This window comes from Marinicauda salina, assembly GCF_003122085.1.
GTDB lineage: Bacteria > Pseudomonadota > Alphaproteobacteria > Caulobacterales > Maricaulaceae > Maricicauda_A > Maricicauda_A salina.
In genome coordinates this window covers 781,770-801,768 of the sequence record NZ_QEXV01000001.1, presented here as the reverse complement: position 1 = coordinate 801,768, position 19,999 = coordinate 781,770, and the positions used below count along the sequence as shown (strand labels likewise).

The window sequence follows — 19,999 nt, the reverse complement described above, 5'->3', positions numbered from 1 at the left end:
CGCCGAACACAGTCACCCGCAGCAGCACGCCAAAGCCCAAGCATCCTGACGTCGGCGACGGTCGAACGCCCGCCCCGCATCGATCGCTTCAAGCGCGACCGGGTGACGGGGTTTTTGGCCCCCTTCGGCCGCGCTTCGTGCAACGGGTGAGCCAGCGCCGCCCGTTCAATGCTGATCGCGCATTTCCCGATACATGCTCAGGCCCTCGCCGATGTCTCCATGATACAGGATTCGACCTCTGTCCATGATCATCACGGTGTCGCAGACGCTGCGCATCAGGCGAAGATTGTGGGTGGCCAGCACGAGAATGCTCGAGCGCGCGACCATCTCCTGCATGCGGCCGCGCGCCTTGTCGATGAAATCAGCGTCTCCCGCGCCCAGCCATTCATCCATCAACAGGATATCCGACTCGACTGCGGTGGTGATGGAAAATGCGAGGCGCAATGTCATCCCGCTCGAGTACTGGTAAATCGGCTGGTGGATCCAGTCGCCGATGCCGGCGAACTCGATGATGCTCGGAACGAGACGCTCGATCTCCCCGAACGAGAAGCCGAGGAGCACGCCCCGCAGGAAGATGTTCTCGTAGCCGGTCGCGTTCGGCATGAAGCCCGAGGTGGCGTTGAAAATAGCGGCCGTGTCGCCCTCGACGGAAATCGCGCCCTCCGTAGGCACATACACGCCCGCCAGAGTGCGCAAGAGCGTGCTCTTGCCCGAGCCGTTCTTGCCGATCAGGCCAAGCTTGGTCCCCGGCATCAGATCGAAGCTGACATCCGAGAGTGCCTTATAGCCACGGGACTTCCGTCCGAAAGGCAGGCCCGTCGGGTAGCGCACGCATAGATCACGGGCCCTAATATGGGGTTGGGGGCTATTCCTGTTCACTCTCGGCTCGCTCGTGTTTCGCCCTGCGGGGCGCAAAAGCCCTGCTCTCTCGCCAGCGGACTCGGCCTCGCCTAATAAGTAACGATTCCCTGATGTTGCGGAAATCAGCGATTGCAGGGCGCTCCAGAACAGAACGCGCTTTGCAGATCGAAGCGTCAGGGTCAACGCTGCCGCACGGGGCCGCCCGAAGAAACGCCCCAAGCTGTCGGGCGATCTTTCTCATTAATATCCAAAAATTGTATCGTAAACTGGAAGCGGGTCTTGGGCTTCGACCGTCGGCGAATGCTTCGGTGCGTTCAGGTGCGGCGTATCGGCGCCGTCGTGCGAGAGCCACGCTTGGTCCGATGGCCCGCCGACAGCGGAGATTCTGAGGAAGCCTTACGTGATCGAGTTCGGATCCGGGTCGATGTGTCGCCGCAGCGCTGAATTCGGGGATGACTAATGAAGCGCGACGGGATGCTCCAGCCAGTGATATTGTGCGGAGGACGCGGAACGCGGCTGTGGCCGATCTCGTCGGTTCAGCGGCCCAAGCCGTTCCTCGCCCTCAATTCTTCACACACAATGCTGCGCGAAACCGCGAATCGAGTGGCCGGGCCGACGCACTGCGGGTTGGATTTCGCTCCAGCATGCGTCATCGGGTCGGCGCGTAATAGGGCACTTGTCCGGCGGGAACTTCCTGACGCGCCCCTTATCCTCGAGCCCGCACCCCGCAATTCCGCCCCCGCTGTGGCGGCAGCCGCGCTCTCCTGGCCCGACGATACGCTGATCCTGATACTGCCCGCCGATCATTACATCCGCGACACCGCAGCGCTTCACCGAGCGATCAAGGCCGGCGCGGAGGCCGCTGCGCAGGGGAAGATCGTCACCCTGGGCCTGAAGCCGGACCATGCACAGGCGGGCTACGGGTACATCCGCACCCCGCGGGACACGCCGCTCGAGCGCGCTGCGCCGGCTGAAGCGTTCATCGAAAAGCCGAACCAGGACGTCGCGCAGAAATATCTAGAGAGCGGCGACCATCTCTGGAATTCCGGGATTCTCATATTCCGAGGCGACGCCATGCTCGAAGCCTTCGAGCGCCACGCTCCAGACATCGTCGCGTCAGTGCGGGCGGCCGGCGAGAACGCCCTTCCACCGCGCGCCGGCGCGGAGGCGCGCCTCGACCCGGTCGCTTTCTCGCGATGTCGGTCGGAGTCGGTCGACTACGCCCTGATGGAGAAGGCCGAATCCGCCGCCGTCGTCCCGGTAGACATGGGTTGGAGCGATATCGGGGATTTCGCCAAACTGCACGCCGTCAAGGCCGCATCGCCCGAAGCGAACGTCTGCGAGGGCCCCGTGTTTGCACGCGAATCATCGGGATGCTACCTGCGCAGCGACGGCCCAGTGATTGCAGTCCACGGCCTGAACGGCGTCGCTGTCGCGGCGACACCGCGCGGCGTCATCGTTACTCGACTGTCTGAAGCGGATACGACCAGATCCCTGACCAAAGATGCGGCCCGACGCGGGTTCGCCGCATCCATATCCAACGATACGATAGACCGGGTCCGCCGATGGCTGTTCTCTGCTTGCCTTCCGCATTGGGCGGATAACGCATGGGATCCCAAGCACGGCGGCTTTGTTGAAGCGCTGGACCTGAACGGTCGCCCACTAGCGAAGCTCGACCGCCGCGGGCGCGTTCTTCCGCGTCAAATTTACAGCTTCTCCCAAGCTCTTAACCTTGGATGGAGCGACGACCGCGCGCGGCGGCTGGTGGCGGACGGCCTTGACTATATTGACACGCGCGCGCGTTCGCCGGGCGGAGGGTGGGCGAGCTCGCTCGGGCCGGAAGGGGAGATCCTGTCCAGCACCCCCGCGCTCTACGATCATGCCTTCATCGTTCTCGCAGGCGCGGCTGCGTTCAAGGCGACGGGAGAATCGCAGGCCCGCGAGCTCGCTGAAGAGGCCCTTGACTTCATTGACGCGAAGCTCCGCGACCGGACGCATGGAGGCTTCTTTGATACGGCCGCCTCGCCCGACCGTCGCCGCTCCAATCCGCATATGCATCTGCTCGAAGCGTGTCTCGCGCTACACGAAGCGACCGGCGAAACTCGCGCGCGCGAATTGGCGCTGGAGGTTGTGGAGCTGTTCGAGACTCGCTTCTTCGACCCGCGCAGTAACGCGCTTGCAGAGAATTTCACCCGGGAATGGGCGCGCGAGCCCGGCGCTGAAGGCGACCTTGTCGAACCCGGCCATTGCTACGAATGGTCCGTTCTACTGGGATTCTTCGAAGAGGAGACAGGACGTGATCTCCTGAGCTGGCGCCGCCGCCTGATCAGTTTCGCCGACCGGGTCGGCCGGAACGATCAGGGATTCGCTGTCGACGCCGTCGACCGGCAGGCCCGGGTCATCCGCGGCGGACGGAGGCTCTGGCCGCAGCTGGAGATGTTCCGCGCCAAGCTGTTTCACCCTGAAACCGCGCCACCGGGAGAGGCCGGGCGCATCCTGGAGCGCGTCATGTCTAGCTACCTTGCTGACGGCCCGGACGGCGGCTGGATGGACTCGTACGACGACAAGGGCCGCCCCGACGCCTTCACAGTGCCGGCGAGCATGCTCTATCACATGCTCACCGCCTTCACTCCGCTGTTTGAGTCTGAAGCTAGATAGTCCGATGGGCTATGCTGATTAGCCGTTGGCGACAATCAACTCCGGTCGATTGGAATGCTCGCGGCATTGGTGACAAGACACACTAAACCCCTAGTGTTTGTTATAACGTATGACAATCTGTATAAACATGATCTTGATTGCACCAAAAACGCCTATGTTATGGACTTACAAAATCTAAGTATAATGTCAAATTTGTAACCAGGGAATAATTTATTCTTCCCGAATATATAACTATTCAATATTTTTGAAACAATTTATAAATTTTTTCTACCTAGTTGAATTCATTAAATGAAAATGCTGGTTTCCAAGCCGTTTATGCATAAGGACAGGAGGGGAAGATGCCCAGCAAACTCACGCGCGCATCCACAGTCGCACTCATTGCCGCCCTCGGCGGGTTTTTATTTACTGCACACGCGCAAGACGCTTGCGCGGACGGTCCAAACACTGACTCACTCGAATGCGGCGACGCGGCGGACGCCTCGGGCACGTTGGGCGCGACCGCCGTCGGCGACAATTCGACCGCCAGCGGCGCCCAGTCGACAGCCATCGGCGAGAATGCGACCGCCTCTGGCAACGCGGGCGTCGCCGTCGGCGAAGACTCGACCGCGTCAGCTGATTTCACGACAGCGCTCGGCAATAACGCGTCCGCCTCCGGCATCGAATCGGTTGGGCTTGGCATGCGCGCGGCGGCATCCGGCGAATCCGCGATCGCGCTTGGATACCGAGCGTCGGCGGCGGCTACAGATTCGATCATCATCGGCGAGGAAGCCGAGACTGTGCTGTCGGGCTCGACCGGCGCGATTGCGATCGGATCGGACGGCGACGCGAATGGCGTCGGCGCGACCGCGAATGAGAACTCCGTCGCGATCGGTCTTGACGCCTCAGTCGAAGGAACCGAATCCGTCGGCCTTGGCTTCCGCGCCGACGCCAGCGGCAGCTTCGCGGTCGCGGTGGGTCAGCGCGCGACCGCCTCGGCCATCCAGAGCACGGCGATCGGCGAAGACGCAGTCGCCAGCGGCAGCCAGGGCGTGGCACTCGGGGCTGAGGCCGATGCGCTTGCTGACGACTCCATCTCGATCGGCGGCCTTTCCAGCGTGTTCAGCAACGGCCACCGGTCGATCACCCTTGGTTATTTTGCGCAGACCGGCGGTGAGGACACGATCCTGATCGGCGACAGCGTGCGCACCAATGTCGATCGCGCAGTCGTAATCGGCGCGCAGGCCAACTCTTCGGGCCTCAACAGCGTCGTTGTCGGCCAGGAAGCCGACGCCGGCGCGGACGGCGCCGTCGCCATCGGAGGCGACGACGCCGATGGCGACACCGAAGGTGCGCAGGCCACTGGCGCGGGTTCGGTCGCGCTGGGGGCGGACACGCTGGCCAACGCCGAGGACTCACTTGCTGTCGGCATCGGCGCGGAAGCCACGGCCATCGACGCTTTCGCACTTGGCGGAGATGCGACCGCCAGCGCGGATCGCGCGACCTCTATCGGGACTTCGGCTGATGCGACCGGGACGAATGCGGCCGCGATCGGCGTCAACGCTGATTCGGCTGGCCAGAACGCGGTCGCGATCGGGGCGAACGCCAACGCCAGCATCCGTAACACGCTTGCGCTGGGCGCCTTTTCCAAAGCCAGCGGACGCGATGCGATCGCGCTCGGGCTTCAGGCCGAAGCGACCGCACTGCAAGCCGCGGCCATTGGCCGAGGAGCATCAGCATCCGGAGAACGCTCTTTCGCATTCGGGCCGAACGCCAGCGCCGCTTTCGACGACAGCGTAGCCATCGGCCCTGGAGCGACCACGACCTTCGCCGGCCAGATCCTGCTCGGCGCGGCGAGCTCGTTCTACACCCTGCCCGGCCTCGGCGATCCGGCCAACCTCATCTCGGTGGGCGACGCCGGCGCCGACTTCGTCGTCGTCTCCGACACCTCGGGCAATCTCAGCAGCATCGATATCGGCGAGTTCTCCACCAGCGCCGGCACGAGCTCGGCGAGCACGCAGACCGCCGCCGTGGAGAGTGCGGGCGGCTCGTCGAGCGGCGAGTCCGCGCGCATCGAGGCGCTGCAGTCGCAGATGGAGGCCATGCAGGCCCAGCTCGAGCAGATGCAGGCCCAGCTCGCCCAGGCCCAGGTCGGCGCAGGCGCCGGAACGACGGCGACCGCCGCGGCGGATGATCACCGCGGGACCGGCGCCGAACCGCGCGCGACCGAGGAGGTCGCCCCGACCTCGACGACCCGCGTGGCGGCGACGTCGACGGCCTCGTCGGGACGCTACACGCTGCAGAGCGCAGGCACGGCCAACATCACCACCCAGACGGTCGCCGAAAACGCCACCGCCATCGCCAGTCTCGAAAACGAGTTCGCCTCGTTCCGCACCGAGTTCGACGCGCTCGAAAACGTGGTCAACGCCAACTCAGAGACCGCCGAGATCAACAGCGACGGCGTCGCCGTGGCCATGGCCATGGCCGGCATGACAGGCCTGCAGAAGGACGAGAACTTCGCGCTGTCGGCCAACTGGGGCCTCTACAACGACGCCAACGGCGTCGCCTTCAACGGCGCGGCGCGCTTCTCCGAGCGCATCACCGTCAACGCCGGTCTCGGCTGGGGCGCCGAAACCGGCGAAATCGGCGCCCGCGCCGGAATCCGCATGGGCTGGTAAACCAACCACACGCGAAACGCGAAAACGGCCGCGAGGGGAAAAATCCATCCCTCGCGGCCGGGATTCTTTCCATGCCGCCCGGGTTCTCGGGCGGCGTCATTCTTCTCATTGACATTGACCGATATCACCCTTCACGCGAATAAGGCTTTGATTCGCCCAAAACGTGCTGGCTATGGTTGCTCCCTTCTTACGCGAAACGAGGGGGCATCCCATGAAGAAGCTATTGACAACCGCCGCCGCCGCTACGCTCGCCGCGGCCGTTCAATCGATCCCGTTCAACGCCGCCGCCGGGCAGGACGCCTGTGAGGACGGCGCGAACAGCGGCTCGCTTCAATGCGGCGACAACGCCGACGCTTCGGGCACAGGCGGCGCGACTGCGGTTGGCGACGACGCAGAAGCGAGCGGTAAGAGCTCGACGGCGGTGGGTCAACTTGCGCTAGCATCCGGCGACAACTCTACTGCGATAGGTTGGGATACGGAGGCTTCGTTCATTGGGACCACTGCCGTTGGTTCCCTTGCACAAGCCTTGGGGCAAGAAGGTACGGCAGTCGGGAGATTCGCCAACGCCTATGCAGAGGGGACGTCGCTTGGGTCATCAGCAAAGGCTCTTGAAGTTGGTGCCATTGCACTCGGATATCGCGCCTTCGCCGCAAATTCTCAGAGCATCTCCATCGGTTCCGATTCACAGGCAATCGGAGACGGAAGCATCGCCATCGGCGGCGATCTTGATGATAATGGATTTGGTGCTCAATCGCTAAACCATACAAATACGATCGCTATCGGCGGCGACTCCTATGTCACTGGACTTGGCGCAGTCGCCCTCGGTGCCGAAACCGTCGCCACTGGAAGGGAGTCCCTTGCACTGGGTGCCGGCGCGACCGCCGACCAGATCGACGCCATCGCCCTCGGCGCGGGCGGCGCGGCCACTGGCGCGGGTTCGGTCGCGCTGGGGGCGGACACGCTGGCCAACGCCGAGGACTCACTTGCTGTCGGCATCGGCGCGGAAGCCACGGCCATCGACGCTTTCGCACTTGGCGGAGATGCGACCGCCAGCGCGGATCGCGCGACCTCTATCGGGACTTCGGCTGATGCGACCGGGACGAATGCGGCCGCGATCGGCGTCAACGCTGATTCGGCTGGCCAGAACGCGGTCGCGATCGGGGCGAACGCCAACGCCAGCATCCGTAACACGCTTGCGCTGGGCGCCTTTTCCAAAGCCAGCGGACGCGATGCGATCGCGCTCGGGCTTCAGGCCGAAGCGACCGCACTGCAAGCCGCGGCCATTGGCCGAGGAGCATCAGCATCCGGAGAACGCTCTTTCGCATTCGGGCCGAACGCCAGCGCCGCTTTCGACGACAGCGTAGCCATCGGCCCTGGAGCGACCACGACCTTCGCCGGCCAGATCCTGCTCGGCGCGGCGAGCTCGTTCTACACCCTGCCCGGCCTCGGCGATCCGGCCAACCTCATCTCGGTGGGCGACGCCGGCGCCGACTTCGTCGTCGTCTCCGACACCTCGGGCAATCTCAGCAGCATCGATATCGGCGAGTTCTCCACCAGCGCCGGCACGAGCTCGGCGAGCACGCAGACCGCCGCCGTGGAGAGTGCGGGCGGCTCGTCGAGCGGCGAGTCCGCGCGCATCGAGGCGCTGCAGTCGCAGATGGAGGCCATGCAGGCCCAGCTCGAGCAGATGCAGGCCCAGCTCGCCCAGGCCCAGGTCGGCGCAGGCGCCGGAACGACGGCGACCGCCGCGGCGGATGATCACCGCGGGACCGGCGCCGAACCGCGCGCGACCGAGGAGGTCGCCCCGACCTCGACGACCCGCGTGGCGGCGACGTCGACGGCCTCGTCGGGACGCTACACGCTGCAGAGCGCAGGCACGGCCAACATCACCACCCAGACGGTCGCCGAAAACGCCACCGCCATCGCCAGTCTCGAAAACGAGTTCGCCTCGTTCCGCACCGAGTTCGACGCGCTCGAAAACGTGGTCAACGCCAACTCAGAGACCGCCGAGATCAACAGCGACGGCGTCGCCGTGGCCATGGCCATGGCCGGCATGACAGGCCTGCAGAAGGACGAGAACTTCGCGCTGTCGGCCAACTGGGGCCTCTACAACGACGCCAACGGCGTCGCCTTCAACGGCGCGGCGCGCTTCTCCGAGCGCATCACCGTCAACGCCGGTCTCGGCTGGGGCGCCGAAACCGGCGAAATCGGCGCCCGCGCCGGAATCCGCATGGGCTGGTAAACCAACCACACGCGAAACGCGAAAACGGCCGCGAGGGGAAAAATCCATCCCTCGCGGCCGGGACCTTCTCGCGTCATCGCACGCGGCCACGCAGTGGAGGTCGACCGCGCTACTCTACCGTAACGGACTTGGCCAGATTGCGTGGTTGGTCGATATCGGTGCCTTTTAGCGCAGCAGTATGATAAGCGATCATCTGTAGCGGCGCCGCCGCCACGATCGGTTGGATCAGGCGAGGACAGTCGGGCAGAACCAAGACCTCATCGGCAAGTTCCCCGGCGCGCTGCGCGCCTTTTGGATCCGTAATAAGAATCACATGCGCACCGCGCGCGCGCACTTCCTGCATGTTCGAGCAAGTCTTCTCGAATAATGGATCAGACGGGGCCACTACAACTACAGGCGTCCCATCCTCGATCAGAGCAATTGGGCCGTGCTTCAACTCGCCGGCCGCGTAGCCTCCAGCGTGGATGTAGCTGATTTCTTTTAACTTTAGCGCCCCCTCCAACGCCAGCGGGAAGAACACTCCGCGGCCGAGATAAAGTACATTAGACGCTCGGGCGAGCGTATGCGCGATCTGCTGGATCTTGGGTTCAAGCCGGAACGCCTCGTTGATTTGGCGCGGCGCCTGGACAAGCGCGTCAACGAGCGCTGCACCTCCTTCGGCGTCGAGCTGACCGCGTGCTTCTGCTGCGCTGCCGGCGAGGCATGCGAGCGCGGTGAGCTGAGCCGTGAACGCCTTTGTGGAAGCCACCCCGATCTCCGGACCGGCCTCGGTTAGGATCACGTCTTTCGCCTCGCGCGCGATAGTCGACTCCGGCACGTTTACGACAGCCACAGTGTCGGCCCCCGAAGCTTTAACGTAGCGCAACGCAGCCAACGTATCTGCAGTTTCGCCAGACTGGGAAATGAAGACAGCGGCGTCATGCTCGCGTACAACTGGTTCGCGATAGCGGAATTCGGACGCGACATCTGCTTCAACTGGAAGTTGTGCAAGCGATTCGAACCAGTATTTCGCTATCGCTCCAGCATAAAGTGCAGTACCGCAAGCCGTCAGAAAGAGTCGTTCGGTGGTCCTCCAGTCAACACCAGTTTCGACTGTGAAGCGCCCATAGCCTGCATCAACGTAGCGTGAGAGCGTCCTCGCAATGGCGTCAGGCTGCTCGTGGATCTCCTTTTCCATGAAATGGCGGTACTCGCCCTTATCCGCGTAACCCGCCACGGCCTCCGAGAGCTTGACATCCCGGCTAACTTCGCGACCGCTACTGTCACGGACAGTTATGGCCGCGCGCGAGATTTCGGCACAATCTCCGTCCTCGAGGTAGATTAGGCGACGCGACAGCCCGGCGAGGGCGAACGCATCAGAGCCGACAAAGGCTTCCTGCTCGCCGAGACCGATCACAAGCGGGCTACCCTCTCGCGCCGCCCAAATCCGCCCGGGCTCGTCAGCGCACATTGCTGCGATCGCATAGGCGCCGCGCAACCGCCGGACAGTCTCGTCGAATGCCGACGTCATATCGAGGCCGCCCTCCAAGCGCGACCTGATCAGGTGCGCAATCACCTCGCTATCCGTGTCACTCTCGAAATTGTAGCCAGCTTCTTTCAGCTCACCTTCCAGCTCTCTGTAATTCTCAATTATGCCGTTATGAACAATTGCGACCGGACCTGCAGCGTGGGGGTGAGCATTGCGCTCCGTTGGCGCGCCGTGCGTCGCCCACCGCGTGTGGGCGATCCCATCAAACCCTTCCAACGGATCGTCGCGGACCACCGCCTCAAGATTCGAGAGCTTACCTTCCGCCCGGCGTCTCTGGAGTTCACCATTACGGTCTAGAACGGCAATTCCGGCTGAATCATAGCCGCGATATTCGAGCCGTTTCAGGCCGCTCAAGAGACGTTCAGTGACGGGCGCAGTCCCGACGATGCCGATGATCCCGCACATTAATCCATCCGGTCTAGAACGCCCGGCCCGTGTTTGGGCGCTTCAAGGTTCAATGACTACAAGACTAGGTTTTGGTCGTTGACGATTTGTATTTTTGGGGCTGGCTGCAGCGGCCGATACTCACGTATTGAAAGTCCGCAGAGGACACTTCTTCCGGATCGTAGATATTGCGCAGATCGACCAGCACCGGCTCGCGCAGCGCGGTCCGGATGCGCTCGAGATCGAGCGCGCGGAACTCGTTCCATTCCGTCACGATCACCAGCGCGTCGGCCCCTTCCGCGCAGAGATACGGACCGGTCATGAACTCGACGTCGTCGAGGAGCGCCTCGGCCTCGGCGGTCGCGGCCGGGTCGAAGGCCTGGATGCGGGCGCCCGCTTTCTGCAGGGCCGGGATGATGTCGAGGCTCGGCGCCTCGCGCATGTCGTCGGTGTTCGGCTTGAAGGCCAGGCCGAGCACGGCGATCGTCTTGCCATCGACGGAGCCGCCGCAGGCTTCGATCACCTTGCCGGCCATCGTCTGCTTCCGGCGGGCGTTCGACTCCACCACGGTCTCGACCAGGCTCAGCGGCGAGCCGGCGTCCTGGGCGGTGCGGACCAGCGCCAGCGTGTCCTTGGGGAAGCACGAGCCGCCATAGCCGGGGCCGGCGTGCAGGAATTTCGACCCGATCCGGTTGTCGAGCCCGATGCCGCGCGCGACTTCCTGAACGTTGGCGCCGACGGATTCGCACAGGTCGGCGATCTCGTTGATGAAGGTGATCTTCATCGCCAGGAAGGCGTTGGAGGCGTACTTGATCAGCTCGGAGGTGCGCCGGCTCGTGAACAGGATCGGCGTCTCGTTGAGGAAGAGCGGGCGATACAGCTCGCGCATGACCTCGCGCGATCGCTCGTCCTCGGCGCCGACGACGACGCGGTCGGGGCGTTTGAAGTCGTCGATCGCCGCGCCCTCGCGCAGGAATTCCGGGTTCGACACCACCGAAAAATCGGCGTTCGACCGCGTCTCGTTGATGATTCGCTCGACCTCGTCGCCGGTGCCCACGGGCACCGTCGACTTGTTCACCACGACGGTGAAGCCCTCCATCGCCGCGGCGATCTCGCGCGCGGCGGCGTAGACATAGCTGAGATCGGCGTAGCCGTCCCCGCGCCGCGAGGGCGTGCCCACCGCGATGAACACGACATCGGCCTCGCGCACCGCGTCGGTGAGATCGGTCGAGAAATCCAGCCGCCCTTCGCGGACATTGCGCTCGACGAGCAGATCGAGGCCCGGTTCGTAGATCGGGATAACGCCCTTCTCGAGCGCGGCGATCTTCTCGGCGTTCTTGTCGACGCAGGTCACGGTGTGACCGAAATCGGCGAAGCACGCCCCCGAGACGAGGCCCACATATCCGGTCCCGATCATGGCTACGTGCATCAGCTTACCCTCGTGTCGCCTGCCTTCGCGAACGCCCGCACGCTCGACCGCGGACGCATCTTCGCGTGCTGCTTTAGCGTCCTTTCAGGAGTCGGTCGAGGATCGCCGCACAGTCTTCGCCGTCGGCGGCGTCGGCGAGCGCGAACGCGGCGAACGCCTCCAGATATCCCGTCTTCGAGCCGGTATCGAACGTCTCGCCGGTGAAAGGCAGGGCGTGGAAGGGCCGCGTCGCCATCAGCTTGAGCATGGAGTCGGTGAGCTGGATCTCGCCGCCGGCGCCGGCCTCCTGCTCGGCGAGCAGGTCCATGATATCCGGCTCGAGGATATAGCGCCCGGAGATCATCAGGTTGGACGGCGCGTCGGCGACCGCGGGCTTCTCGACCATGCCGCGCATCTCGACCAGCGCGCCGCGGCGCTCGCCGGGCTCGATCACGCCGTACTTGGAGACGTCCTCGCGCGGCACCTCCTCGACCGAGATGATGTTGCCGCCGACCCCGGCGCGGGCGTCGACCATCTGCTTCAGGCAGGGCGGATCGGAACGCATGATCATGTCGGGCAGGAGCACGGCGAAGGGCTCGTCGCCGACGATGTCGCGCGCGCACCAGACCGCGTGGCCCAGGCCGAGCGGCGCCTGCTGGCGCACGAAGCTGCACTGGCCGGCGGCGGGCAGGTCGGCGCGCAGCCGGTCGAGCAGGTCGGTCTTGCCCTTGGCCGCCAGCGTCGCCTCGAGCTCGTAGGCCGAGTCGAAGTAGTCCTCGATCGCGGCCTTGTTGCGGCCGGTGACGAAGATGAAGTGCTCGATCCCGGCCGCGCGCGCCTCGTCGACGACGTATTGCAGCGCCGGGCGGTCATAGACCGGCAGCAATTCCTTGGGGATGACCTTGGTCGCGGGGAGCACCCGCGTGCCGAGACCGGCGACGGGCAGGACGGCTTTACGGACGGGTTTCATGAGGATTCCCCGGGAGCGGACAGCGGCGGCGTGACGCCGAATGCGCCGCTTTTTCAATCAGCGCGAGCGAACAATCAAGCGCTGACCCGCGACGCCCCGCCGCGGACGCGCGGTCGGAAGCGCCGCCCGGACGGCATGACGCCCCCGTCCGGCGCGGACGGGGGCGTCTCTGGCGTCGACCCGGCGAACCGGGCTCACGCCCGATTGCCGCGCACGGCGAAAAACAGCCCGATCAACAAGAGCACGACCTGGAACTCCATGCCGCCCATCGGGTGGCTGTCGGACGGCGTGAAGCTCCAGCGGCCCCAGTGGACCATGGCGATGGCGCCGAGCATGACGGGGATGATCGCCAGTCCGCCGAGACGGGTGGCGAGATCGCCGAGCCGCCCGGCGACCAACCCGCCGGCGAGAACGCCGAGACCGCCGGCCAGCTCAGCCAGCCCGACCAGCGCCCAGACGAGCATCGGCAGGCCCATCATCGCGGCGCCGCCTTCAAGGTCGGCGAATTTCTGTGCGCCGTGAAAGACGAACACGCTCGCCAGCGCGACCCGGAGCAGCCAGTGCGCCCGCCCGGCGAATGGCGAAGGCGTCGAGGTGGGATTCGAAGCATCGGCCATGGGTGCGTCTCCTCTGTTTCAGCCGTACGCGCCCGATGTCTGCACGCACGGTTGCGATTTCCATGGACGCTGACGCGCGTGTGACGGTCGATCACCGAAGCGGGATCGCGCGTGAAGACGCGTGCGCGGGCGGCGCGATCGACACGAGCCTGGATAAGCCGATCATTTCGGCGAACCAGCAATTGTGTTAACTTCCCGCGCCTTCTGATCGCAATGCAGGAGGCCGGGTTCGGCGTGCGCGGACCGGTCGGGCTCAAGGGACGGACCGGCGGCCGCGGGCCGAAGCCGATCGGGTGGACAGGACCCAGGGGAGGCTCTTCATGAAAGGCCAGATCGTCGCGGCGGCCGCCGTCGCGTTCGGCGCCGCCGCGCTCTTCACCGGCGCCGGCGAAGCCAGCAATACGTGCAACTTCACCATGAGCGGCTCGACCATGCTGCTCAACGGCGATTGCACGACCACCGAGACCATCTACGTGCCCGACGGCGTGACGCTCGACGGACAGGGCCATTCCATCACGGCCCTCGACCCCTTCGAGGGGGCGGTCGTCGAGAACGAGGCCGGCGCCGTCGAGATGCACGTGACGCGCCTGGTCGTCGCCGCCGACCTGCCGCAGGGCTGCCGCGCCGACCTCGAGGGCGTCCGCTTCCTGGGCGCGTCGGGAAGCGTCAGCCACTCGACGGTGGCCGACATCACGCAGGACAGCGGATGCCAGACCGGCGTCGGAATCGTCGCGCGCAATGAGGGCACGACGGTCGAGGAATCGGTATCGATCAGCCACAGCGTGATCGAGAATTACGGCAAGGGCGGCATCGCCTGCATCGGCAGCGGATCGTGCACGATCGAGCACAACGTGATCACCGAGTCCGCCGACCAGGACCGGCTCGGCGCGAACAGCGTCCAGTTCAGCCTGGGCGCGGGCGGGTCCCTGCGCTTCAACCATATCGGCGGCAATCAGTGGCTCGGCGACAGCGCGTACGCCGCGACCGCCGTGCTGGCGTTCGAAAGCGACGACGTGCTGATCGCCAACAACAATATCGGCGGCAATTCCGACGTCGCCGTCTACGTCTATGGCGACGACGCCGCGACCGTCGACAACAACCGCATCTTCGAACGCTCCCCGGACGACGGCTACTATCCCGTCAACTACGGCGTCGAGTGGGGCCTGCTCGACGTGGGAAGCGGCAACGTGATGACCAACAACAAGGTGCGCGGCTACGAGATCCCGGCGGCGAGCTCTCCCGACGACGGCGACATTTCCGGCACCCGGGTCGTGGCCGAGGGCGAAGCGCCTTCGGCGTCCGACTGGTGCCCGGCCAATGTGTGCGACTGAACGGAGGCGAGGATGATTCGCAAACCGATGACGATCCCGGCGGCGGTCCTCGCGATGCTGGTCGCCGCGCCGGCCGCGTCGGCGCAGACCGGCGCCGCCGGCCCGCCGGATCCGTGCGAGCGCGGACCCGGGGCGTTTCCGGCCGCGGCCGAGAATTCGCGGGAGGTCCGCGACGCCGACGCCCGGCGCGCGGCCGAGCGGCGGGCTCAGGCCCTGGAGGAGAAGGGACCGCGCTCGGCCGCCGCCGAACGCGCGAACCGCCGGGAGGCCGAACGCTGCGGCGCCGGCGCGTTGCCTTCGTCGGAGGCCGGGCCGGATCGGCGCCGCGGCGCCCCCGATCGCTGAGGCGCCGCGTTAACGTCGACCGGTCGAATCGGCGGACGGCTGAACGCGCCGCGCGTCTTCGACGGCGTCAGCCGTCGGCCTTCTCCACGCCCCACCGCGGCGCGTGGAACGCCCAGGCGTCGGCGATGATGGTCTCGGGCGTCGAGCGCGCCGGGCGGAAATCGAGCAAGTCCCGAGCCCGGCCGACATCGGCGTACAGCCGGGCGACGTCGCCCGGCCGGCGCGGATTGATCTCGTGGGGCACGGGCCGGCCGGTCGCGCGCTCGACGGCGTTCAGGATCTCGCGCACGCTGAAGCCGGCGCCGGTGCCCAGATTGCACACGATCTCGGGCGTTCCGCCGATCAGGCGCTTCAGCGCGGCGACGTGGGCGTCGGCGAGATCGGCGACGTGGATGTAGTCGCGGACGCAGGTCCCGTCGGGCGTGTCGTAATCCTCGCCGAACAGCCGCATCGCCTCGCCCAGTCCTGCGGCGGCCTTGAGCGCGTTCGGGATGAGATGCGTCTCGGGATCGTGCTCCTCGCCGATCTCGCCGTCAGGGCTGGCGCCGGCGGCGTTGAAATATCTCAGCGCGGCGTAGCGCAGGCTGTGGGCGCGGGCCGCATCGGCGAGCATCTGCTCGACGGCGCGCTTGGTGCGGCCGTAGACGCTCGCCGGCTTGAGCGGCTCGGCTTCCGAGATCGGCAGCGCCTCCGGCTCCCCGTAGACCGCGCAGGTCGAGGAGAACACGATCGACTCGCAGCCGGCCCGGCCCATCGCGGCGAGAAGCGAGGCGCTGCCGGCGACGTTGTTGTCCCAGTATTTGAGCGGCTCGCGCTCGCCCTCGCCGACCTCGATGCTGGCGGCGAAGTGCATCACCGCGGCGGGCCGGTGCTCGGCGAAGGCGGCGTCGAGCGCGGCGACGTCGCGGATGTCGCCGCGCACGAGCGGCCCCCAGCGCACGGCGTGTTCATGACCCGAGGACAGGTCGTCATACACGACCGGCCGGTATCCGGCCGCGTGAAGCGCCTTGCAGGCATGCGAGCCGATATAGCCCGCACCGCCCGCGACAAGAATGGTCTCGGCCACGCCGCCCGCCTCCGCTCGATCGCTGACCCCAGCCTCCTAATCCAGGCGCCGCGAACAGACAACAACGCCGCCGGGAACATCGAATATTCCATTCGCTGGACGTCGACTCACGGGGTGCTAGGCTTGACGCGGCAGCAATCAAGGGGACCGCCATGAAATTCGCAGCCATTCTCGCCGCGGGCGCCGCGGCAGCCGCTTTCGCGGCGACGCCGGCCGGGGCCCAGCAGCCGGGCCTTTCGGCCCAGATGCTCGAGCAGGTCCGCGACAGCTATATCTTCGTCTTCGACAACAGCGTCGCGCCGTCCGCCGTCGAATCGCGGGCGCAGGGCTTGGTCAATCGCGCCGGGGGCCAGGTCGGCCACGTCTACACGACGGCGATCCGGGGTTTCTCCGCGCGCATGCCCGCCCAGGCCGCGGAGCGCCTGGTGCAGCAAAATCCCAATATCGCCTATTACGAGCGCGACCAGGTCGCGTTCGCTTTCCCGCCGCCGCCATGCAAGGGGCCGAACGCCGGCGATCCCGGCTGCGATGACGGCGGCGGCGACGGCGGCGGGTCCGACCCCGCCCAGCAGACGCCGTGGGGGATCGAGCGCGTGAACGGCGGCGCGACCGGCTGGTCGGGCGCGGCCTGGGTGATCGATTCGGGCATCGATCTCGATCATCCCGACCTCAATGTCGACACGACGCGCAGCGCCAACTTCGTCAGCCGCGGCCCGAAGACCGCCGACGACGGCAACGGCCACGGCACGCATGTCGCCGGCACCATCGCCGCGATCGACAACAATATCGGCGTGATCGGCGTCGCGCCGGGCGCGCCGGTCGTGGCGGTCCGGGTGCTGAGCAATAGCGGCTCGGGGTCGTATTCGGACGTCATCGCCGGCATCGACTATGTCGCGGCGGAAGGCGCGCCGGGCGACGTCGCCAACATGAGCCTGGGCGGCGGCTTCAGCCAGGCCGTCAATGACGCGGTCATCGCCGCAGCCGGCAACGGGATCCGTTTCTCGCTCGCGGCCGGCAACTCGGGCGACGACGCGAACAACTACTCGCCGGCGAGCGCCAACCACGCGAACATCTGGACGGTCTCGGCCAGCGACTCCGGTGACGGCTGGGCGTCGTTCTCCAACTACGGCAACCCGCCCATCGAGTGCGCCGCTCCCGGCGTCGGCGTGCTGTCGACCTACAAGGACGGCGCGTACGAGACGCTGTCGGGAACCTCGATGGCCGCGCCGCACGTGGCCGGCATCCTGCTGTTCGGCAACCCGGGCAGCGACGGAACCGTCTCCGGCGACCCGGACGGCGATCCCGATCCGATCTGCGTGAACTGAGCGATCACAGCTCCTGGTCGAACTCGCCCACCTCCTCATGGCGGGCGAGTTCGGCCTTGATCGCCTCGAAGACCGCCTTCACGTCGTCGCGCGAGTTGGGGCTCTCCACCACGACGACCAGGTTGGGCGTGTTCGACGAGGCGCGCACCAGCCCCCAGGCCCCGTCCTCCAGCGTGAAGCGAACCCCGTTGACGGTGTTGACGTCGGCGATGGCGCGTCCGGCGATCTTCTCGCCGTCGGCCTTGCGCTTCTCGAAACTCTCGATCACGCGATCGACGACGGCGTATTTCTGCTCGTCGTCGCACGCCGGCGACATGGTCGGCGAGCCGTAGCTCACCGGCAGCGCCGCGCGAAGCTCGGCCATCGACTTTCCCGGATTGCGGTCGAGCATCTCGAGAATGCAGCGCGCCGCCACCAGGCCGTCGTCATAGCCGCGCCCGACCGGCGGCTGCAGGAAGTAGTGGCCCGACTTCTCGAAACCGGCCAGCGCGCCGATCTCGTTGGCGCGGCGCTTGATATAGGAATGGCCGGTCTTCCAGTACTCGGTCGTCGCGCCGTTCTCCTTGAGCACCGGATCGATCGCGTAGAGCCCGGTCGATTTGACGTCGACGACGAATTTCGCGCCCGGGTGCTCGGCGGAGAGATCGCGGGCGAGCATCAGCCCGGCCTTGTCGGCGAAGATCTCCTCGCCCGCATCGTCGACGACGCCGCAGCGATCGCCGTCGCCGTCGAAGGCCAGCCCGACATCGGCGCCGTGCTCGGTCACCGCCTCGCTCAGCGCGCGCAGCATGCGCATGTCCTCGGGGTTCGGATTGTAGCGCGGGAAACGGTGATCGAGCTCGCAGTCGAGCGGGATCACCTCGGCGCCCATCGCGCGCAGCGCCTTCGGCGCGAACGCGCCGGCCGTGCCGTTGCCGCAAGCTGCGACCACCTTCAGCTTGCGCTTCAGCGCCGCGCCCTTCGCGACGTCGTCGAGATAGGCTTCGGCGACGCCGGTCTCGCGCACGTACGATCCGCCGCCGCGCGGATCGAACTGCTCCTCGAGCACGATCTCCTTGAGCCGGCCCATCTCCTTCGGCCCGAAGGTGAGCGGACGCTCGACGCCCATCTTCACGCCGGTCCAGCCGTTCTCGTTATGGCTGGCCGTGACCATCGCCACGGCGGGAATGTCGAGATGGAACTGGGCGAAATAGGCCGTCGGCGACAGCGCCAGGCCGATATCGTGGACCTCGATTCCCGCCTGCATCAGCCCGACGGTCAGCGCCTGCTTCACCGACAGCGAATAGCCGCGGAAATCATGACCGGTCACGATCTTCGGTTCGACGCCGAGCTCGTGAATGAGCGTCCCCAGCCCGAGACCGAGCGCCTGGACGCCGTAGAGATTGATCTCGGGGGCGCGATCGGATTCCGGATGGCCGTACCACCAGCGCGCGTCGTACTCGCGGAAGCCGGTCGGCTTGACCAGCGCCTCGGTCTCGAACTCCCAGGTGTTGGGCGTCAGCGCGCTCTTCATGGCGGTCTCCGGTCGAAAGAATGCTCGCAGCGGTTAGCGGGACGGATGCGCGCCGGTCAAGACCGGCCCGCTCAGCTCACCCCGGCGCGCAGCAGGTCGTGAATGTGCAGCAGGCCGAGCGGCGCGCCGCCGGTCTCGCAGATGAAGAGCTGGGTGATCTTGCGTTCGCCCGCCGTCATTTCGCGCAACGCGTCGGCGGCGAGCATGTCGGGCCGGCCGATGCGGGGGTCGGGCGTCATCACCTCGCCGGCGCTGCGCTGCAGCAGGTCCGGGGCCATCTTCCGCCGGAGATCCCCGTCGGTGATGATTCCCGCGAAGCGCCCGTCGTCGTCGAGCACGCCGACGCAGCCGAAGCCCTTCTCGCTCATCTCGATGATCGCCTCGCCCATCGGCGTCGACCCGCGGACCAGCGGCATGGCGTCGCCCGGATGCATCAGGTCGGAGACGGTCGCCAGCGCCGCGCCGAGCGCGCCGCCCGGATGGAACATCGCGAAATCCGTCGCGGTGAAGCCGCGCGCCTCGATCAGGGCGACGGCGAGCGCGTCGCCATAGGCCATCATCAGCGTCGTCGAGGTCGTCGGCGCGCGGGTTTCGCCGCAGGCTTCCGGCGCGTCGGGCACGCGCAGCACGAGATCGGCGTCGCGGGCGAGCGAGCTCTCGGCGCCGGCGGTCAGCGCGAGCAGCGGCACGCCGAAGCGGCGGCAATAGGCGATCAGGTCGCCGAGCTCGCGGGTCTCGCCGGATTTCGACAGGGCGAGCACGGCGTCGTCGGGCGTGATCATGCCGAGATCGCCGTGGCTGGCTTCCGAGGGGTGGACGTACTGGGCGGGCGTGCCCGTCGAGGCGAGCGTCGCGGCGATCTTGCGCGCGACATGACCGGACTTGCCCACGCCCGCGCAGATCAGCCGTCCCTTGAGCCCGCCCAAAAGCGCGACGGCGTCGGCGGCCGCGGCGTCCAGCTCGGCCTCGAGGCGGGCGAGCGCGTCGGCCTCGAGCTTCAGCGTGCGGCGCATGGCCGCGAGGACGGCCTCGCGATCGACGGTGCGCAGGGAAGAATTCATCGGGCCAGCGGGCTGTGAAAACGGAGGCATTCGTCT

General features: G+C 66.4%; 14 protein-coding genes. 6 read left to right on the top strand and 8 right to left on the bottom strand.

The window, feature by feature from the left end; all coding sequences use genetic code 11:
* Window positions 1-165 precede the first annotated feature (165 nt).
* Window positions 166-831 carry an ABC transporter ATP-binding protein gene (locus DDZ18_RS03615; RefSeq protein ID WP_233245689.1) on the bottom strand — a complete coding sequence of 222 codons (666 nt, stop codon included), beginning with the start codon at window positions 829-831 and terminating at the stop codon, window positions 166-168.
* Window positions 832-1,320: 489 nt separating this feature from the next.
* Here DDZ18_RS03615 and DDZ18_RS03610 point away from each other — a divergent pair, with 489 nt between their 5' ends.
* The 3 genes from DDZ18_RS03610 to DDZ18_RS03600 all read left to right on the top strand — a co-directional run bounded on the left by DDZ18_RS03610 (window position 1,321) and on the right by DDZ18_RS03600 (window position 8,415).
* The gene (locus tag DDZ18_RS03610; protein ID WP_109251964.1) at window positions 1,321-3,519 is read left to right on the top strand and encodes an AGE family epimerase/isomerase; all 2,199 of its coding nucleotides are present in this window, start codon (window positions 1,321-1,323) and stop codon (window positions 3,517-3,519) included.
* Between the two features lie 338 nt (window positions 3,520-3,857).
* Window positions 3,858-6,173: a YadA-like family protein gene (locus tag DDZ18_RS03605; protein ID WP_109251963.1), complete on the top strand. Its 2,316-nt coding sequence runs from the start codon at window positions 3,858-3,860 to the stop codon at window positions 6,171-6,173.
* Window positions 6,174-6,384: 211 nt separating this feature from the next.
* Entirely contained in the window at window positions 6,385-8,415 is a 2,031-nt protein-coding gene (locus DDZ18_RS03600; protein WP_158272052.1) for a YadA-like family protein, read from the top strand.
* 109 nt (window positions 8,416-8,524) lie between these two features.
* Here DDZ18_RS03600 and glmS read toward each other — a convergent pair whose 3' ends face one another.
* The 4 genes from glmS to DDZ18_RS03580 form a co-directional block, all read right to left on the bottom strand.
* Window positions 8,525-10,348, bottom strand: coding sequence for a glutamine--fructose-6-phosphate transaminase (isomerizing) (gene glmS / locus DDZ18_RS03595; protein ID WP_109251961.1), 1,824 nt, complete (start codon window positions 10,346-10,348; stop codon window positions 8,525-8,527).
* Window positions 10,349-10,412: 64 nt separating this feature from the next.
* Window positions 10,413-11,756 (bottom strand): UDP-glucose dehydrogenase family protein, encoded by a 1,344-nt coding sequence (locus DDZ18_RS03590; protein WP_109251960.1) that lies wholly within the window; start codon window positions 11,754-11,756, stop codon window positions 10,413-10,415.
* Between the two features lie 73 nt (window positions 11,757-11,829).
* A complete protein-coding gene (gene galU, locus DDZ18_RS03585) occupies window positions 11,830-12,705 on the bottom strand; it encodes a UTP--glucose-1-phosphate uridylyltransferase GalU (RefSeq protein WP_109251959.1) in 876 nt (291 codons plus the stop codon).
* A 194-nt stretch (window positions 12,706-12,899) separates the two neighbouring features.
* Window positions 12,900-13,322 (bottom strand): DoxX family protein, encoded by a 423-nt coding sequence (locus tag DDZ18_RS03580; RefSeq protein ID WP_109251958.1) that lies wholly within the window; start codon window positions 13,320-13,322, stop codon window positions 12,900-12,902.
* Between the two features lie 320 nt (window positions 13,323-13,642).
* Here DDZ18_RS03580 and DDZ18_RS03575 point away from each other — a divergent pair, with 320 nt between their 5' ends.
* Window positions 13,643-14,653 (top strand): right-handed parallel beta-helix repeat-containing protein, encoded by a 1,011-nt coding sequence (locus DDZ18_RS03575; protein WP_109251957.1) that lies wholly within the window; start codon window positions 13,643-13,645, stop codon window positions 14,651-14,653.
* 12 nt (window positions 14,654-14,665) lie between these two features.
* The gene (locus DDZ18_RS03570) at window positions 14,666-14,998 is read left to right on the top strand and encodes a hypothetical protein (RefSeq protein WP_109251956.1); all 333 of its coding nucleotides are present in this window, start codon (window positions 14,666-14,668) and stop codon (window positions 14,996-14,998) included.
* Between the two features lie 67 nt (window positions 14,999-15,065).
* Here the strand turns inward: DDZ18_RS03570 and galE are convergent, their stop codons facing one another.
* On the bottom strand, window positions 15,066-16,064 hold the full coding sequence (gene galE, locus DDZ18_RS03565) for a UDP-glucose 4-epimerase GalE (RefSeq protein WP_109251955.1): 999 nt from the start codon (window positions 16,062-16,064) through the stop codon (window positions 15,066-15,068).
* Between the two features lie 152 nt (window positions 16,065-16,216).
* On the opposite strand from galE, the gene DDZ18_RS03560 reads away from it, so the two are divergent.
* Window positions 16,217-17,389 carry a S8 family serine peptidase gene (locus DDZ18_RS03560; protein WP_109251954.1) on the top strand — a complete coding sequence of 391 codons (1,173 nt, stop codon included), beginning with the start codon at window positions 16,217-16,219 and terminating at the stop codon, window positions 17,387-17,389.
* Between the two features lie 4 nt (window positions 17,390-17,393).
* Here the strand turns inward: DDZ18_RS03560 and DDZ18_RS03555 are convergent, their stop codons facing one another.
* Together DDZ18_RS03555 and DDZ18_RS03550 are read right to left on the bottom strand one after the other, a co-directional pair.
* Window positions 17,394-18,902, bottom strand: coding sequence for a phosphomannomutase/phosphoglucomutase (locus DDZ18_RS03555; RefSeq protein WP_109251953.1), 1,509 nt, complete (start codon window positions 18,900-18,902; stop codon window positions 17,394-17,396).
* Window positions 18,903-18,973: 71 nt separating this feature from the next.
* Window positions 18,974-19,963, bottom strand: coding sequence for a KpsF/GutQ family sugar-phosphate isomerase (locus DDZ18_RS03550; protein ID WP_109251952.1), 990 nt, complete (start codon window positions 19,961-19,963; stop codon window positions 18,974-18,976).
* Window positions 19,964-19,999: the final 36 nt, after the last annotated feature.

Coding starts and splice junctions, on each gene's coding strand:
- DDZ18_RS03580 (WP_109251958.1), bottom strand. CDS start 13,322: ATGGCCGATGCTTCGAATCCCACCTCGACGCCTTCGCCATTCGCCGGG.
- DDZ18_RS03575 (WP_109251957.1), top strand. CDS start 13,643: ATGAAAGGCCAGATCGTCGCGGCGGCCGCCGTCGCGTTCGGCGCCGCC.
- DDZ18_RS03600 (WP_158272052.1), top strand. CDS start 6,385: ATGAAGAAGCTATTGACAACCGCCGCCGCCGCTACGCTCGCCGCGGCC.
- DDZ18_RS03555 (WP_109251953.1), bottom strand. CDS start 18,902: ATGAAGAGCGCGCTGACGCCCAACACCTGGGAGTTCGAGACCGAGGCG.
- DDZ18_RS03590 (WP_109251960.1), bottom strand. CDS start 11,756: ATGCACGTAGCCATGATCGGGACCGGATATGTGGGCCTCGTCTCGGGG.
- galU (WP_109251959.1), bottom strand. CDS start 12,705: ATGAAACCCGTCCGTAAAGCCGTCCTGCCCGTCGCCGGTCTCGGCACG.
- DDZ18_RS03550 (WP_109251952.1), bottom strand. CDS start 19,963: ATGAATTCTTCCCTGCGCACCGTCGATCGCGAGGCCGTCCTCGCGGCC.
- DDZ18_RS03570 (WP_109251956.1), top strand. CDS start 14,666: ATGATTCGCAAACCGATGACGATCCCGGCGGCGGTCCTCGCGATGCTG.
- DDZ18_RS03605 (WP_109251963.1), top strand. CDS start 3,858: ATGCCCAGCAAACTCACGCGCGCATCCACAGTCGCACTCATTGCCGCC.
- DDZ18_RS03610 (WP_109251964.1), top strand. CDS start 1,321: ATGAAGCGCGACGGGATGCTCCAGCCAGTGATATTGTGCGGAGGACGC.
- glmS (WP_109251961.1), bottom strand. CDS start 10,348: ATGTGCGGGATCATCGGCATCGTCGGGACTGCGCCCGTCACTGAACGT.
- DDZ18_RS03560 (WP_109251954.1), top strand. CDS start 16,217: ATGAAATTCGCAGCCATTCTCGCCGCGGGCGCCGCGGCAGCCGCTTTC.